This is a genomic window from Pseudarthrobacter sp. Y6 (genome assembly GCF_050156205.1).
Classification (GTDB): Bacteria; Actinomycetota; Actinomycetes; order Actinomycetales; family Micrococcaceae; genus Arthrobacter.
This window is the reverse complement of sequence record NZ_CP189574.1, coordinates 1,041,331-1,055,256: the sequence shown is the minus strand read 5'-3', so window position 1 is coordinate 1,055,256 and position 13,926 is coordinate 1,041,331. Positions and strand designations below refer to the sequence as shown.

13 protein-coding genes and 2 pseudogenes are annotated in these 13,926 nt (G+C 64.7%); 6 read left to right on the top strand and 9 right to left on the bottom strand.

What is annotated here, in order from left to right; all coding sequences use genetic code 11:
- Positions 1-269 precede the first annotated feature (269 nt).
- Positions 270-1,533 (top strand): annotated as a pseudogene (locus ACQCSW_RS05125) (sodium:solute symporter family transporter).
- Between the two features lie 100 nt (positions 1,534-1,633).
- On the opposite strand, the gene ACQCSW_RS05120 reads toward ACQCSW_RS05125, so the two are convergent.
- Positions 1,634-1,858 carry a hypothetical protein gene (locus tag ACQCSW_RS05120; RefSeq protein WP_426989784.1) on the bottom strand — a complete coding sequence of 75 codons (225 nt, stop codon included), beginning with the start codon at positions 1,856-1,858 and terminating at the stop codon, positions 1,634-1,636.
- Between the two features lie 255 nt (positions 1,859-2,113).
- Between ACQCSW_RS05120 and ACQCSW_RS05115 the strand changes: the two genes are divergently transcribed.
- Positions 2,114-3,253: a VIT1/CCC1 transporter family protein gene (locus tag ACQCSW_RS05115; protein WP_426989783.1), complete on the top strand. Its 1,140-nt coding sequence runs from the start codon at positions 2,114-2,116 to the stop codon at positions 3,251-3,253.
- A gap of 28 nt (positions 3,254-3,281) precedes the next feature.
- Here ACQCSW_RS05115 and ACQCSW_RS05110 read toward each other — a convergent pair whose 3' ends face one another.
- A complete protein-coding gene (locus tag ACQCSW_RS05110) occupies positions 3,282-4,415 on the bottom strand; it encodes an LOG family protein (RefSeq protein ID WP_426989781.1) in 1,134 nt (377 codons plus the stop codon).
- Between the two features lie 9 nt (positions 4,416-4,424).
- Complete coding sequence (locus tag ACQCSW_RS05105) at positions 4,425-4,895, bottom strand: SRPBCC family protein (RefSeq protein WP_426989780.1); 471 nt, start codon at positions 4,893-4,895, stop codon at positions 4,425-4,427.
- A gap of 51 nt (positions 4,896-4,946) precedes the next feature.
- Here ACQCSW_RS05105 and ACQCSW_RS05100 point away from each other — a divergent pair, with 51 nt between their 5' ends.
- Together ACQCSW_RS05100 and ACQCSW_RS05095 are read left to right on the top strand one after the other, a co-directional pair.
- On the top strand, positions 4,947-5,174 hold the full coding sequence (locus ACQCSW_RS05100) for a gamma-glutamyl-gamma-aminobutyrate hydrolase family protein (protein ID WP_426989779.1): 228 nt from the start codon (positions 4,947-4,949) through the stop codon (positions 5,172-5,174).
- Between the two features lie 18 nt (positions 5,175-5,192).
- Positions 5,193-5,468 (top strand): annotated as a pseudogene (locus ACQCSW_RS05095) (gamma-glutamyl-gamma-aminobutyrate hydrolase family protein); the annotation flags it as partial.
- 135 nt (positions 5,469-5,603) lie between these two features.
- Here the strand turns inward: ACQCSW_RS05095 and ACQCSW_RS05090 are convergent.
- Entirely contained in the window at positions 5,604-6,632 is a 1,029-nt protein-coding gene (locus tag ACQCSW_RS05090) for a Gfo/Idh/MocA family oxidoreductase (RefSeq protein ID WP_354249556.1), read from the bottom strand.
- Positions 6,633-6,788: 156 nt separating this feature from the next.
- On the opposite strand from ACQCSW_RS05090, the gene ACQCSW_RS05085 reads away from it, so the two are divergent.
- Entirely contained in the window at positions 6,789-7,838 is a 1,050-nt protein-coding gene (locus ACQCSW_RS05085; RefSeq protein ID WP_426989778.1) for a LacI family DNA-binding transcriptional regulator, read from the top strand.
- On the opposite strand, the gene ACQCSW_RS05080 is transcribed toward ACQCSW_RS05085, so the two are convergent.
- From ACQCSW_RS05080 to ACQCSW_RS05060, 5 genes are all read right to left on the bottom strand, one after another.
- A complete protein-coding gene (locus ACQCSW_RS05080; protein WP_426990624.1) occupies positions 7,822-8,595 on the bottom strand; it encodes a TIM barrel protein in 774 nt (257 codons plus the stop codon). The genes ACQCSW_RS05085 and ACQCSW_RS05080 overlap by 17 nt on opposite strands.
- On the bottom strand, positions 8,595-9,704 hold the full coding sequence (locus ACQCSW_RS05075; protein WP_426989777.1) for a Gfo/Idh/MocA family oxidoreductase: 1,110 nt from the start codon (positions 9,702-9,704) through the stop codon (positions 8,595-8,597). Before ACQCSW_RS05075 ends, ACQCSW_RS05080 begins: the two co-directional genes overlap by 1 nt.
- A gap of 90 nt (positions 9,705-9,794) precedes the next feature.
- Positions 9,795-10,703, bottom strand: a complete 909-nt coding sequence (locus ACQCSW_RS05070; RefSeq protein WP_111908614.1) for an ATP-binding cassette domain-containing protein — start codon at positions 10,701-10,703, stop codon at positions 9,795-9,797.
- A gap of 12 nt (positions 10,704-10,715) precedes the next feature.
- The gene (locus ACQCSW_RS05065) at positions 10,716-11,765 is read right to left on the bottom strand and encodes an ABC transporter permease (protein ID WP_426989776.1); all 1,050 of its coding nucleotides are present in this window, start codon (positions 11,763-11,765) and stop codon (positions 10,716-10,718) included.
- A 52-nt stretch (positions 11,766-11,817) separates the two neighbouring features.
- Positions 11,818-12,813 carry a substrate-binding domain-containing protein gene (locus ACQCSW_RS05060; RefSeq protein ID WP_354249561.1) on the bottom strand — a complete coding sequence of 332 codons (996 nt, stop codon included), beginning with the start codon at positions 12,811-12,813 and terminating at the stop codon, positions 11,818-11,820.
- A 324-nt stretch (positions 12,814-13,137) separates the two neighbouring features.
- On the opposite strand from ACQCSW_RS05060, the gene ACQCSW_RS05055 reads away from it, so the two are divergent.
- Entirely contained in the window at positions 13,138-13,878 is a 741-nt protein-coding gene (locus ACQCSW_RS05055) for a GntR family transcriptional regulator (RefSeq protein ID WP_426989775.1), read from the top strand.
- Positions 13,879-13,926: the final 48 nt, after the last annotated feature.

The following is a 13,926-nucleotide window of genomic DNA, read 5'->3' as shown; positions in this document are numbered from 1 at the left end:
CCGGCGGTGCGGCCCCATCTCTGGAGCAATCCTAATGGCCAGCAGCGGACGTGACACGGCGAGCGCCGCGGCGAACAACAGACAGTGCGGCTGGACCTTGACTGTTGCGTCGGTCACAGCATATTTGCTTTTTGGCAACAAGTGTCGCCTGTGAGGCAAATATTTGAGGAACTCTTCCTCCCATTCCACAAGGGCAGCGGAATACCGGCTTCCCCAGCAGCGCCGCCGGGATTCCAGGCACGCTGCAGATCAGCTCCAAGGAGCCCCAAATGGACGCCAACCTCGTCACCGTCGCCATCGTGGTGGTGTACCTCATCGCCATGCTGGCCTTCGGCTGGTGGGGCAAGTCCCGCACCAAGAACAACAGTGACTTCCTGGTGGCCGGCCGCCGCCTCGGCCCGTTGCTCTACACCGGCACCATGGCCGCTGTCGTCCCGGGCGGCGCCTCCACCGTCGGCGGCGTCGGCCTTGGCTACAAGTTCGGCATCTCCGGCATGTGGCTGGTGGTTGCCATCGGCGCGGGCGTGCTCCTCCTGAGCCTGCTCTTCGCCGGCACCATCCAGCGGCTGAAGATCTACACGGTCTCCCAGATGCTCAGCCTGCGCAACGGCCAGCGCGCCACCCAGACCTCCGGCATCGTTATGCTGGCCTACATCCTGATGCTCTGCGCCACTTCCACGGGCGCCTACGCCACCATCTTCATGGTCCTGTTCGACTGGGAGCGCTGGCTCGCCATCGCCGTCGGCGGCGCCATCGTTCTGGTCTATTCCACCATCGGCGGCATGTGGTCCATCACCCTGGCCGAGCAAGTGCAGTTCATCATCAAGACGGTCGGTATCTTCTTCCTTATGCTCCCGTTCGTCCTCAACGCCGCCGGCGGCTTCGACCGGATCCGTGCCCGCGTTGACGCCAGCTTCTTCCAACTCGATGGCATCGGGCTGCAGACCATCATCACGTACTTCGTGGTCTACATGTCCACCGCTTCCGGCGCCCTGATCGCAGCCGCCACGGTGGCCCGTGCCGACGTGGTGCCGTTCGTGGCCAGCTGGTTCGGCAAGACGATCAACACCGACGACACCGAAAACTCCGAGCACGACGTCAAGGCCAACCGTTACTGGGTCCTGGGCCCTGGGCATCGTGGCCGTGCTGATCTCCATGGCGGCCCAGGACGTCGTGGTGGCCCTGACCATCGCTTACGACATCCTGGTGGGCGGCCTCCTGGTGGCCATCCTCGGGGGCTTGGTCTGGAAGCGCGGCACCGGCATCGCTGCCGCCTGGTCCATGGCCGTCGGCTCGGTGCTGACCTTGGCACTGCTGATCATGTACGCCGTCGGAGTCATCCCCAGCGAAGACGGCGCCTACGCTAACGAACCCATCTACTGGGGCCTCGGCGCCTCGCTGGTTTCCTACATCGTGATCTCGCTGCTCACGACTCCCGCGGACCCCGAGGCCTGGGAGAAGCGGGTCGCGGGAGCGGTCACCGAAGAACTGCCCATGGATGCCCACCCGGTCGCCAGCCACACGGACCGCTGAACCGGCAGCCGCTGAGCCATACGGCAGCTTCACTGAGTTGAGTACGACGGCGGCACTCCCCTTCGCTTCCCGGCGAACCGGAGTGCCGCCGTCGTCCGTTCTATTCGGTTCCGCGGAACTCGTCGTCATCCAGTGGAACCACGCGCTCCTCGGCGTCGACTTCGATCGCGGGCGTGGGAACCACCACTTCTTCGGCGTCCAGGAATTCGTCCTCGGCGTCCCAGTCGTCCTCGCTGACCGGTACGTCCCCCGCGTAGTCGTAAGCGGGATCCGATTCAACAGAATCCAGGTGCGGCATGTCCGGGTGCTGTCCGGTGGTGCTCATGATTCGACCTCCGTTTGTTCGCCACTGACGTGCTCTGTCGATGGCGCGGGCGGACGCCACTCTTTCATCACAGCACCACCGGTGAGCCCGGTCAAGAGCAGCCGCAACCCTTCCGGGCTCCCCGGCGGACCGCCATATATTGAGGGAAACCTAAACTCCGCAGTGAGGGAAACCAGCCGAAAATCCCCGGAATTCCGCGGTAAGCTGGGCCGTGCAATGGGGCCGAACCATGCCCACCCAGCACAGGAGCCTTCCGTGTCTCAGCACCCCAATCCCCAACAAGCCCCGCCCGCTGAATCCAGTCTTTCCGCGCCGCAGCCCACGCCGGCCGACCTCCGCCGGTGGCGCCAGTACCTGTCGGACGAACGGGCAGAGGCCGCCGTCTACCGCGACCTCGCCCAGAACCGCGACGGCGAAGAGCGCGCCATCCTGTTGGCCCTCGCCGAAGCCGAAGGACGGCACGAAGCCCACTGGCTGCGGCTCCTCGGCGACCACGCCCAAAAGTCCCGGCCGGCATCCCTCCGCAGCCAGTTCCTGGGCTTCCTGGCCCGCCACTTCGGCTCCGTCTTCGTCCTGGCCCTCGCCCAGCGCGCTGAAGGCCGCTCCCCCTACGCCATGGATCCCAATGCCACGGACGCCATGGCAGCGGATGAACAGATCCATGAGGAAGTGGTCCGCGGCCTGGCAATCCGTGGCCGCAACCGGCTCGCCGGGACGTTCCGTGCCGCCGTTTTTGGCGCCAACGATGGCCTGGTCAGCAACCTCTCACTGGTGGTGGGCATGGCCGCTTCCGGAGTGGCAAGCGGTGTGGTGCTGCTCAGCGGTGTGGCAGGGCTCCTCGCCGGTGCCATGTCCATGGCCGCGGGCGAGTTTGTCTCCGTGCGATCGCAGCGCGAGCTCCTGGCCGCCACCCGTCCCACCCAGATCACCCTCGCCGCCGCCCCGAAACTGGACATCGAACACAACGAACTTATGCTCGTCTACCTGGCGCGCGGGATGTCCCACGAAGCGGCCGAACACCGGGTGGCCGAACGCATGGGCCTGCTGAGCTGCGACTGCGATCCCAGCCTGTCGCTCCAGCCCGAGCTGCCGGAGGCCGAAGAGCAGCATGAGGCCGTGGGCACCGCGTGGGGGGCGGCGCTGTCCAGCTTCTGCTTTTTCGCGTCCGGCGCCGTGGTCCCCATCCTGCCGTTCCTCTCCGGCCTCACCGGAGTGGCCGCCCTGGTGGTGGCCGCTGTGCTGGTGGGGCTGGCACTGCTGGCGACCGGCGGAATCGTGGGCCTGCTGTCCGGGACGTCGCCGCTGACGCGCGGGCTGCGCCAGCTGGGCATTGGCCTGGGCGCCGCCGCCGTGACCTACGTGCTGGGGCTGGCCTTCGGCACCGTGGTGGGCTAGCTGTATTGTCCCACCAAGGCGAACGAAGCTAGCCGCCAAGCACCGCGAGCGCCTCGTCCACACTGTCCACCAGGAAAATCCGGCCCTCCATGGCACGTCCGGCAGCCAAACGCTGGAGCATCGGCCACGCGGGATACTCTTGCTCCCAGTGGCGCCGACCCACCAGCACCATCGGCGTCACGGCTTCGCGGGCGCTGTAGTAGTTCTCGCAGGCGTCCTGGAAAATTTCCTGCACGGTACCGGCCGCTCCCGGCAGGAAAATGATGCCGCCGTCGCACAGTTCCAGTAGGATCGCCTCCCGGATGGCGTTGGCGAAGTACTTGGCGATGTGGGTGGCAAAGTAGTTGGGCGGCTCATGACCGTAGAACCAGGTGGGGATTCCCAGCGACGGCGTTCCGCCCGGATAGCGTTCGACGACGGCGGCAGCCTCGCGTGCCCACGCGGACACCGAGGGACGGAAGCCAGGGACGGATCCAAGCCCGGCCAGGGCGGCCGTGAATTCAGCGTGCGGAACGTGGCTGAGATACGCGCCAAGGTTCGCCGCTTCCATGGCACCCGGGCCGCCGCCGGTTGCCACCAGCCGCCGGGTCTGCGCCAGACGCCTGCCCAGCTCGGCTGCCTGGATGAACTCCGGGGTGCCCCGCTGGGCGGCATGTCCGCCCATCACGCCCACGGTGGTGCGGCCGGCGTAGAGGTCCGAGTGCGTGAACTCGTCCAAGGCGTCGCCGATGGCGTGGTCATGCAGCGCCGAGGCCAGGGTGGCGTCCAACCGCTTGCGCTGCCCCGGGCTGATGCTCCACTGATACACCAGTGCGTCAGGCAGCTCCTCATAGGGTGAACTTTCCAGGCCTGCGTACAGTTCCTGCGGCGTATAGAGCCGCGCCCGGTAAGGATCGAACGGCACACCCGTCAACCTGGGGAAGATCAATGCGCCACGGCGGCGAAGCCCTTCTTCGACGCCCTGGTCGAAGGTACACCCCAGAAAAATGGCCCCTTCCACGTCCAGGGTTTCCAACGCTGCCTTCCGACCGCGCAGGTCCAGGGACTGGGCGTGCCAGCCGTGCATGGCCACTGCGCCGGCAGCGACCAACCGGTCGAAGGCATCCAGGCTCTCAACCTCAAGGGTCCGAGGGCTGGGGATAAGGCCGCCGGAGGGGTTCACACCGAGGACCTAGCCTGCCACTCCGGCCGCGCCGGTCGCGTGCTCTTCCAGCCGGGCCAGCGTCTTTTCGATGCTGACGGGGTGACGGCGCAGGTAACCTGCCAGCCGGAGAAGGACCTTGCCACGGACCGCTCTGGCGTCCCATTGTTCGGTGACGCGCGTGCCGGCAGTACCGTCGGCGCCGGTGGCCGGTTCCAGGATGTAGCGCCAGACGTGGCCGTAGAAATGGCGCCAGGCGATGCGCCGGCCTTCCTCGAACTCGGAGACCGTGTTCAGGATCTTGTAGTCCACGGCCATGTTCATTTCCATGCCGAACCGGGCTCCAAGGCTCAGCCGCTCCGGGCCGCGCGGCTGGGCGCCCTTGACCGTGCCGGAACCGTCGATGGCACTGTGCAGCGCCGGCGTGGCCAGGACTTCAAAGATCACTTCGGGCGGAGCGGCGATGAAACGTTCGCGGGACACCAGGTATCGGTTGTTCATCCCCCCAGCCTAGGACGTCCGTCTGCGGTGTGCGTCGACCCGGACCCCAGAGTGGGCGAGGCCAATGAACTCTTCGATTACATCGTTGCCCTGGTGCGCGACGGCGGCGGCGAGCCGGTGCTACTGGCACCTGAACTGCTGGTGCCCCCGCAACCCGGCGAGCCTCACGACGTGATCGGAAGCGGCCGGCTGGCCAATGCACTCGAGGCGCTCGACGGCGTCGTGCTTCCCGGTGGCGGGGATCTGGATCCCCGGCTCTACGGGCAGGAGCCGAGTTAAGTCTGCTAAGACGTCAACGTGGCGCTGAACGTGCTGGACATCGCCGTTGCACGCCAGACGATCGACGCCGGGCTTCCGCTCCTGGGAATCTGCCGCGGGCACCAGCTCCTCAATGTGGCTAGGGCGGCACCCTGATCCAGGACATGGCCCCTGGAACGGTGGTCCACAGCAAGTCCGCGGCCGGCAATGACAGCGGTCGCCAACCCGGCACCCGTGAAAATCGCCTCCGGACACCACCATTCCGGAGCAAGAGTGGCAGACGGACTGGTGGTGACGGCGGTTGCGAAAGACGGAACCGTGGAAGCCCTGGAAGATCCCGAACGCTGGGTGGCTTCGGTCCAGTGGCACCCGGAGGCTGTTGACCTCTCCGGCGCCGAGAGGTTGGCACCCTTCAAAGCATTTGTGGAGGTTTGCCGGACCCGCTTTGCTTTAGTTTGGACGGCGCACCCTGACCGGCACGCCCGTTTCCAGCGACTCCTGGGCGGCATCGGCCACCCGGGAAGCGGCGACGGCGTCTTCCGGAGTGCAGGGATTTTCCCGCTGGCCCAGGATCAGCTCCACAAATGCGGCCATCTCCGAGCGGTAGGCCTGATCGAATCGTTCGGCAAAAGTCTTGTGCGGTTCACCCGCAGGGAAGGTGATGCCGGCCTCGGCCGAGGCCATCGCCGTCTTCTCATCCAGCCCCACCATGACGGAGGACTCCGAGCCCTGGATTTCAAGCCGGACATCATGCCCGGCCCCGTTGTAACGGGTGGCGGAAACAGTGCCCACCGTGCCGTCGTCGAACGTCACCAGTGCCAGGGCGGTGTCCACGTCGCCCACTTCACCGATGGCCGGATCCCCGTTGTTGGAGCCCTTGGCGTAAACCTCCACGATCTCGCGGCCGGTCAGCCAGCGCAGGATGTCGAAGTCGTGGACGGAGCAGTCCCGGAACAGCCCGCCGGACGTTGCCAGGAACTCCACCGGCGGGGGCGTCATGTCACACGTGACGGCGCGCAACGAATGGATCCAGCCCAGTTCGCCGGCATCAAGGGATCGTTTGGCCTCAAGGTATCCGGCGTCGAAGCGGCGCTGGTGGCCGATCTGCACCGTTCCGCCGTTGTCCCGGATGTAGTCCAGCACCGGCGTGGAGTCCGCAACATCCATGGCCACTGGCTTTTCGCAGAATACCGGAATCCCGGCGTCCACGCCGGCCCTGATGAGATCCGGATGAGTGCCAGTGCCGGTGGCTATGACCAGCCCGCTCACGCCGGACGCAATCAGCTCCTCCACTGATGGCAGGAACTCGGCGCCGATCCCGGCCGCCACCCTGCGTGCATGGTCCGCAGCAACGTCAGTCAGCTTGAGCCGGACATTAATCCCCTGAGGGTTCAGCACATTGTTCAGCGCGGAAATGTTGTTGGCGTGCATAACGCCAATGCGCCCCACCCCGACCAGACCGAGAGTTACATCCTTCATAGTGTTCCTTTGTAAAAAACGGGCCCGGACCCCGGGCAATGAACTGGGAAGCTGACAATGTTGGAACGCTCCAACAACTGCTTGCTAGAGTATGGGAGGTCACCGTTCCGCGTCAAGACTTTGTATTAACAAACCACACCCAAGCTGGAGGATGCCGTGCCAGATCCCGTGCGCAAGCGCGCCGCCACCATACTCGACGTGGCTGCCGCAGCCGGCGTGTCCAAGTCGGTCGTTTCGCTGGTGCTGCGCGGCACGGGTTACGTCAGTGAAGCCAAGAGGGCAGCGGTGGCACGGGCGGTGATTCAGCTCGGCTACCGGCCAAACGCCGCCGCCCGTGCACTCAGTGAATCACGGAGCCGGACCGTGGGGGTGGTGCTTAATGACATGCGGAATCCCTGGTTCGTCAGCGCCGTGGAGGGACTCAACGGCCGGCTCAACGAACACGGCCTGCAGATGATCATGGGGGACTTCCGGCTGGACAGCCGCAGCGGCGAGTCCTTGCTGAAGAAACTGCTCGAAATGAACATCGAGGGATTGGTTCTGGTGGGGACCATGCCGGAGAGCCCGGGCCTTACCGCTGCCGCCGCACAGGTGCCAACCGTGGTCTTGGGCGCGCCGTCAGGCCCCGGCCCGAACGTGACCGTCGTGACCAACGACGACGACGCCGGCGCCCGCCTCGCGGTGGCACATCTGGTGTCGCTGGGCCACCGGAACATCGCGCACGTGGGGGCGCCCGGCACCGCCGTCGGGGCCACCCGGCAGCGGGGGTACGAAGCGGAAATGGCAGCCGCCGGTCTTGCGGAATTCATCCGGACAGTGCCTGGGGATCTCACGGAGGAAGCCGGCTACCGCGCCGGCCTGGACTTGCTGGGCGGGGCGGACAGGCCAACGGCGGTCTTCGCGGTCAACGATATGGCGGCCCTGGGAGTCATGTCAGCGGCGGAGGAACGCGGGCTCTCCGTGCCCGCGGATCTCTCCGTTGCCGGTTACGACAACACGCCGCTGGCCATGCTCCGCCGGATCAGTCTCACGTCCGTGGACACGGCAAGCTTCGCAGCCGGTCAGCGCGCAGCGGAGCTGCTGCTGGCGAGGCTGGAACGGGACGCCGCACTCCCTCAGGACGAACTGCTGCCGCCCGTGCTGGAGGCCCGGGGCAGCACAGCGGCCCCGGGCAGGTGGTCCGGCAGCTTCAGCGCTGAAGAGTGAACGCATCACGGAAGGCGGCCAGGGCGTCGTCGCTGTCGCTGCTGGCCCAGGCTTCCATACCCACGGTCCCGTCATAGCCGGCATCAGCAAGCGCGCCGGCGATGGCTCTGTAGTTGATCTCCCCCGTGCCGGGTTCGCAGCGGCCAGGCACATCTGCCACCTGGATTTCACCGATGTGTGGCAGGGCGGAGCGGACCAGTTCGATCAGATTCCCCTCCCCCAGCTGGGCATGGTAGAGATCCAGCATCAGCTTCACGTTCGGGTGCCCCGCGGCCTCCACGAGGTGCAGGGTGTCCTTGGCCCGCGCCAGCGGAATCCCGGGGTGGTCGAGAATCGTGTTGAGGTTCTCGAGGCAGAAGGTCAAGCCGTGCTTCGCCCCCAGCTCCCCCAGCCGTTGCAGCGTTCGCACGCCCGTGGTCCACATCCTGCCCGTTGAGCGGTACACAGGACGGGCGGCTGCGCCATCCACCAGTTCGGCAGAATGCACCACCATCCTGCTGACGCCCAGTTCCAGAGCCGCGGGAATCAGCTGCTCAGCCGTCCGGACCACGTCGTCGGCCGTCGCCGGGTCCACGACGCTGCCGGCGCTGTAGCCCGTCATCGAGGAGAACACCGCGCCGGTGGCCTTGAGCGCCGCAAGGTCCTTGCTCCTCGAATCCCAGAGCTCGACGTCGAATCCGGCGTCGTGGATCCGCCGGACCCGTTCGATGAACGGCAACTCCGTGAACACCATTTCGGCGCAGACCGCGAGCCGCATCATTTGCCGGCCTTCGCAGCTGCCGCCAGAAGAGCTCCGGGCAGAGCCACAGGCGCGCCAAGTTTGACCGACTCGATGCAGGCCAGCGCCATCGCCAAAGCCCGGCGGGCGTCGGCGGCGCCCGGGGTCAGCGTGAACCCAGTCGACGGCGCCGTCCCGCCGTCGCGCCGTGCCCGGACGGTGTCGGCAAAGTCGGCCAGTTCATCAGTGTAGGCCTGGCGGAATAGTTCAACGTTGAGCCGAGGAGTGTCGGCGGAAACACCATCAGCCGTGTAGCGACGGGCCGATGTCTCAGTGCTCTGTCCTGCCTGGACCATTCCCCGGGAGCCAAAGACCTCGCCCCGGACGTCGTAGCCGTAGAGCGCACTGAAGTTCGCCTCCGCGACTGCCAGCGCACCGTTGCTGTAGCGGATGGTCACAACGGCGGTATCCAGGAGTCCGTGTTCCTTGAAGTCCGGCTCCACGAGGGCGTCGGCCACGGCGTAGACTTCCACCGGCTCGGCGCCCTCGTTGAACCAGTTCAGGGTGTCGAAATCATGGATCAGCGTTTCCAGGAAGATGGTCCACGCAGGGATCCGGGCAGCGTGGCCGATACTGCCGGTGCCGGGATCCCGGGTCAGGGAGCGCAGGAGCTGCGGCTGCCCGGCAACACCGGCGGCAAGGTCGCGCTTCGCGGCAGCAAAATCGTGGGCGTAACGGCGGTTGAAGCCGATCTGGAAGTGCACCCCGGCTTTGTCCACCTCTGCCAGGGCAGCATCAAGCTCCTCCAGAGTCAGTCCTGCTGGCTTTTCACAGAAGATGTGCTTGCCGGCGCGGGCCGCCTGGGTGATCAGCGCGGAGTGGAACCGGGCCGGGCTGGCGATGATGACGCCGTCGATCTCCGGATCGGCCAGCAGATCCGCCGCATCGGCTGTCACTTTTGCCACGCCGAGCCGGCCGGCCAGCTCTGCGGCGGCGGTGAGATCCGGGTCGGCGACAGCATCAAGGACGGTTCCGGGAACGCGCCGGACAATGCTCTCACCGTGGAATGCCCCCATCCAGCCGGCGCCGATCAGTCCAAGCCGCACAGGGATCGGCTGGGCAGATGGTTTTGTATCGATGTAGGTCATGGGTCATCCTTTCCAATGAATTTCGGGGTACTGCCGGGCGCGCAGGACCCCCCGGCTGAATCGCGCTCGGGCGGGGGGCTCCAGCATGCACTAGCCGGGGAGGTGGCTGCCTGTGCCGGCCACTTCCGCCTGGACTTCCTTCACGACGTCGCCGTGGCCGCCGAGCTCTTCGAGCTCGTGGGCGAGCTCTGCCAGTTCGGCGCCGCCGGCCATCTGCGCCGTCAGCTCCTCGAGCGTGATGTCCTTCTTCTCGTAGTAGCCGATCGATTTGCCACGCTTGAGCAGCAGGAACCGGTCCCCCACAGGGAAGGCATGGTGCGGGTTGTGCGTGATAAAGACGACGCCGAGCCCGCGGTCACGGGCCTGCAGGATGTACCGGAGCACCACGCCGGACTGCTTGACACCCAGGGCCGCCGTCGGCTCGTCCAGAATCAGGACCTTGGCACCGAAGTACACCGCACGCGCGATCGCAACGCACTGCCGCTCACCGCCCGAGAGCTGGCCGATGGGCTGTTCCACATCACGCAGATCGATGCCCATCTCCGCAAGTTCCTTCAGGGTGATGTCCTTCATCCGCTGGACGTCCATGCGCTTGAGCGGGCCCCACCCGGTGGTGAGCTCCGAGCCAAGGAAGAAGTTGCGCCAGATCGGCATCAGGGGGACAACTGCAAGGTCCTGATACACCGTGGCAATGCCGGAATCCAGCGCCTCGCGGGGGCTGTTGAGCTTCCGCTCCTCGCCCAGGATCTTGAACGTCCCCTCGTCATGCTGGTGAAGGCCGGCGATGATCTTGATCAGCGTGGACTTGCCGGCACCGTTGTCGCCCAAAACGCAGGTCACCCGGCCATTGTCCACCGCCAGGGTCGCATCGCTCAGCGCGATGATGTTGCCGTAATGCTTGCCCACCTGATCCAGGGACAGCAGGTGAACGGGGGTGTGGGTCAGCGGGTCTTTTTCATCCTTGAGCAGCGTTTGCTGGTCTATCTGTTTGGCGTTCATGAATACAGCCCCTTACTTGAGTTCTGCTCGACGCTTGACGATCAGGTTCACTATGGTGGCCAGCAGCAGCATCAGGCCCAGGAAGAACTTGAACCAGTCCGGGTTCCACTGGGCGTACACAATGCCCTTGTTGGCCATACCGAAGATGAAGGCGCCGATCGCACCGCCGACCGCAGAACCATAGCCGCCGGTGAGAAGGCAGCCACCGATGACGGCGGCGATGATGTAGAGGAATTCATTGCCCACACCTTCGCCTGACTGCACGGCGTCAAACGCGAACAGGTTGTGCATGCCCAGGATCCAGCCGCAGAAACCAACGGCCATGAACAGGCCGATCTTGGTCTTGGCTACCGGAACGCCCACGGCGCGGGCTGCGTTGGCATCGCCGCCCACCGCGAAGATCCAGTTGCCCACCTTGGTGCGCAGCAGGACCCATGACGCCACGGCCACAAGGACGATCCAGATAAAGACGGTGTTCTTGACCTCGACGCCGGCGATGTTCACCGAGGAGGCAAAAATGGCCTGGGCAGACTTGAAACCATCCATGGTGGAGATGGACGGGGAAGACACCGAGCCGCCGATAAGACGCGTCAGGCCCAGATTCAGGCCGGTCAGCATCAGGAAGCTGGCCAGGGTCACGATGAAGCTGGGCAGCTTGGTCTTGATCAGGATCCAGCCATTGATGAAGCCAATGGACAGCGACACCACCAGCGCCAGCGCAACCCCGACCCAGACATTGGTGGTGAAGTACCAGCTGAAGAGGGACGCTGTCAGGGCCGAGCTGATCACTGCCACGCCCGTGGAGAGATCGAACTCGCCGCCGATCATCAGCAGCGAAACGCCAACGGCCATGATGCCGATGGTTGAGCTGCCGTAAAGAACGGTGGCAAAGGCATTCGGCTGGGTGAAGGTCTGCGAAACTGCGGCGAAAAAGATAAACAGGACGACGGCGCCTACGAGTGCACCAACCTCCGGACGGCCAAGCAGCTTTTGGAGCGGGTTGCGCTTTCCTACGCGTTCATCGGCAGCCAAATGCTTTGTCAGTGTTTGGGTCATGATCATTCTCCTTTGCGCCTGGCCCGGGGCAGGCCCCGGGCCAGGCTGTAAAGACTGCTTAGCGGATGCCCTGCTGGGCAAATTTGAGGGCATCCGTGGCAGCAGCTTTGTCAACGATGGAGGGTCCGGTCAGCACGGGCTGTCCGCCGCCGATCTTGAAGCCGCCGCGCTTGGTCTGCCAGATGGCGTCGATGGAGCTGTAACCCTGGAGCCACGGCTGCTGGTCGACAGTGAAGATGATCTCGCCGTCGACGATTTTCTGTGCCAGTTCGGGGTTCATGTCAAAGGAAGCAACCTTCGCCTTGCTGTTGGCAGAGGTAACAGCTTTGAGGATGGTGAGCGTGAAGGGAGCGCCCAGGCCGATGATGGCGTCGGCATCGGCTGTGGCCTGCAGCTTGGCAGTCACAGTCGAGGAAACCTGTGTCATGTCGGTTCCGGTGACATAGAGGATTTCGGTGGCCGGGACCTTCTCCTTGACGCCACCGCACCGTGCTTCCAATCCCACGTGGCCCTGTTCCTGGATGACGCAGATCGGGTGCTTCAGGCCGAGCGAACTGAGCTTCTCGCCTACGGCGGCGCCGGCAAGCTTTTCGTTGGATCCGAAGTGGGTGAATGCGCCCAGCTGTGCGGAGACGGACTCACCGGCGTTGAGGCTGACTACGGGAATGCCTGCGTCGGTTGCCTTCTTGAGTGCATCCTTGAGCGCATCAGGCTTCGCCAGCGTGACGGCAATGCCGTCAACTTTCTGGTCCACGGCCTGCTGGATGAGCTGCGCCTGCCGGCCGCCCTCAGGATCCGAGGTGTAGAGCAACTCAACGTTGTCCTTCGCGGCGGCTTCCTCGGCACCCTTGCGGACAATGTCCCAGAATGTGTCGCCCGCTGCCGCGTGGGTAATGAGTGCGACTTTGAGCCGCGGAGTGCTGACGGCCTGTCCACCACCGGCAGCATTTCCGGTGTCGGCCGGCTTCCCGCCGGTGCTGGAGCAGGCGCTGAGGGCCACCATGGGTACAACGGCGGCTACAAGCGCTGCCTTCCGCCACGAGAACTTGGTCACGATTAATCTCCTTTGATTCGGGCTACGACCGATGCCACATTGCTGCAGTCCGTATGCCTCCTATAGAGATCATGGTGACTCCACTCACACTTTGTCAATAGTTTGTCCTGACATTAGGATGTTTTTACGTAATTCGAATCGCTGGAGAACCGCTACGGCCAGGCCTCAGAGTGCTCGCATCTGCCGCACTAGCCACTTTTGATCAACGATGTCATCCTGCTATCATCGATAAATAAGGCAGTATGTCCTATCAAGCGAACATGCACCTGACATACGTGGGTATCCTGGACGCAGGGAACCTCCGCAGCACAAAGGGAGAGCTCAATGGCGAATCAACTCAATCTCAGTATCGATCGCTCTTCCCCGGTACCCCTCTACCACCAGGTGGTGCAGGGCATTGAGGCCGCCATCCACACCGGGATCCTGACTCCCGGTAGCCGGCTGGACAACGAAATTGACCTCGCCGCACGGCTCAATCTCTCCCGCCCCACCATGCGCAAAGCCATGGACGAGCTGGTCCGCTCCGGCCTGCTGGTCCGTAAACGCGGTGTCGGCACCCAGGTGGTTTCCAGCCAGGTCCGCCGCCCGCTGGAGCTTTCCAGCCTCTTTGACGACCTCACAAACAACGGCAGCAAGCCCACCACCGAGGTGCTGAGCTTTTCCCATATTGAGGCCGACGCCGCCACCCTGAAGGCTTTGCACCTGCCTGCAGGCGCCAGGGTTTATCACTTCACCAGGCTCCGGAAAGTAGCCGGAAAGCCGTTGGCGCTGATGGAGAACTGGGTCCGTGATGACATCACCACCATCGACGAAGCACTGCTCGGCTCACAGGGCCTCTACGGCATCCTGCGCAATGGCGGAGTGAACTTCCGGCTAGCCTCCCAGCGGATCGGCGCGATGGTGGCCAACGACTACCAGGCCCCGCTGCTGGAAACGGAACCGGGATCTGCGCTGGTGACCATGGAGCGCACCGCGGTGGACGACACCGGCCGGATGGTGGAGACCGGCCACCATGTGTACCGCGCGGATTCCTACAGTTTTGAAATGACACTTGTCCAGCGCTGAGCGCCGGACACAGACATCCCGTACTTAGACACTGACCGAAAGAGTAAT

Coding starts and splice junctions, on each gene's coding strand:
- ACQCSW_RS05120 (WP_426989784.1), bottom strand. CDS start 1,858: ATGAGCACCACCGGACAGCACCCGGACATGCCGCACCTGGATTCTGTT.
- ACQCSW_RS05105 (WP_426989780.1), bottom strand. CDS start 4,895: ATGAACAACCGATACCTGGTGTCCCGCGAACGTTTCATCGCCGCTCCG.
- ACQCSW_RS05090 (WP_354249556.1), bottom strand. CDS start 6,632: ATGAAGGATGTAACTCTCGGTCTGGTCGGGGTGGGGCGCATTGGCGTT.
- ACQCSW_RS05080 (WP_426990624.1), bottom strand. CDS start 8,595: ATGCGGCTCGCGGTCTGCGCCGAAATGGTGTTCACGGAGTTGCCGTTC.
- ACQCSW_RS05075 (WP_426989777.1), bottom strand. CDS start 9,704: ATGACCTACATCGATACAAAACCATCTGCCCAGCCGATCCCTGTGCGG.
- ACQCSW_RS05070 (WP_111908614.1), bottom strand. CDS start 10,703: ATGAACGCCAAACAGATAGACCAGCAAACGCTGCTCAAGGATGAAAAA.
- ACQCSW_RS05065 (WP_426989776.1), bottom strand. CDS start 11,765: ATGATCATGACCCAAACACTGACAAAGCATTTGGCTGCCGATGAACGC.
- ACQCSW_RS05055 (WP_426989775.1), top strand. CDS start 13,138: ATGGCGAATCAACTCAATCTCAGTATCGATCGCTCTTCCCCGGTACCC.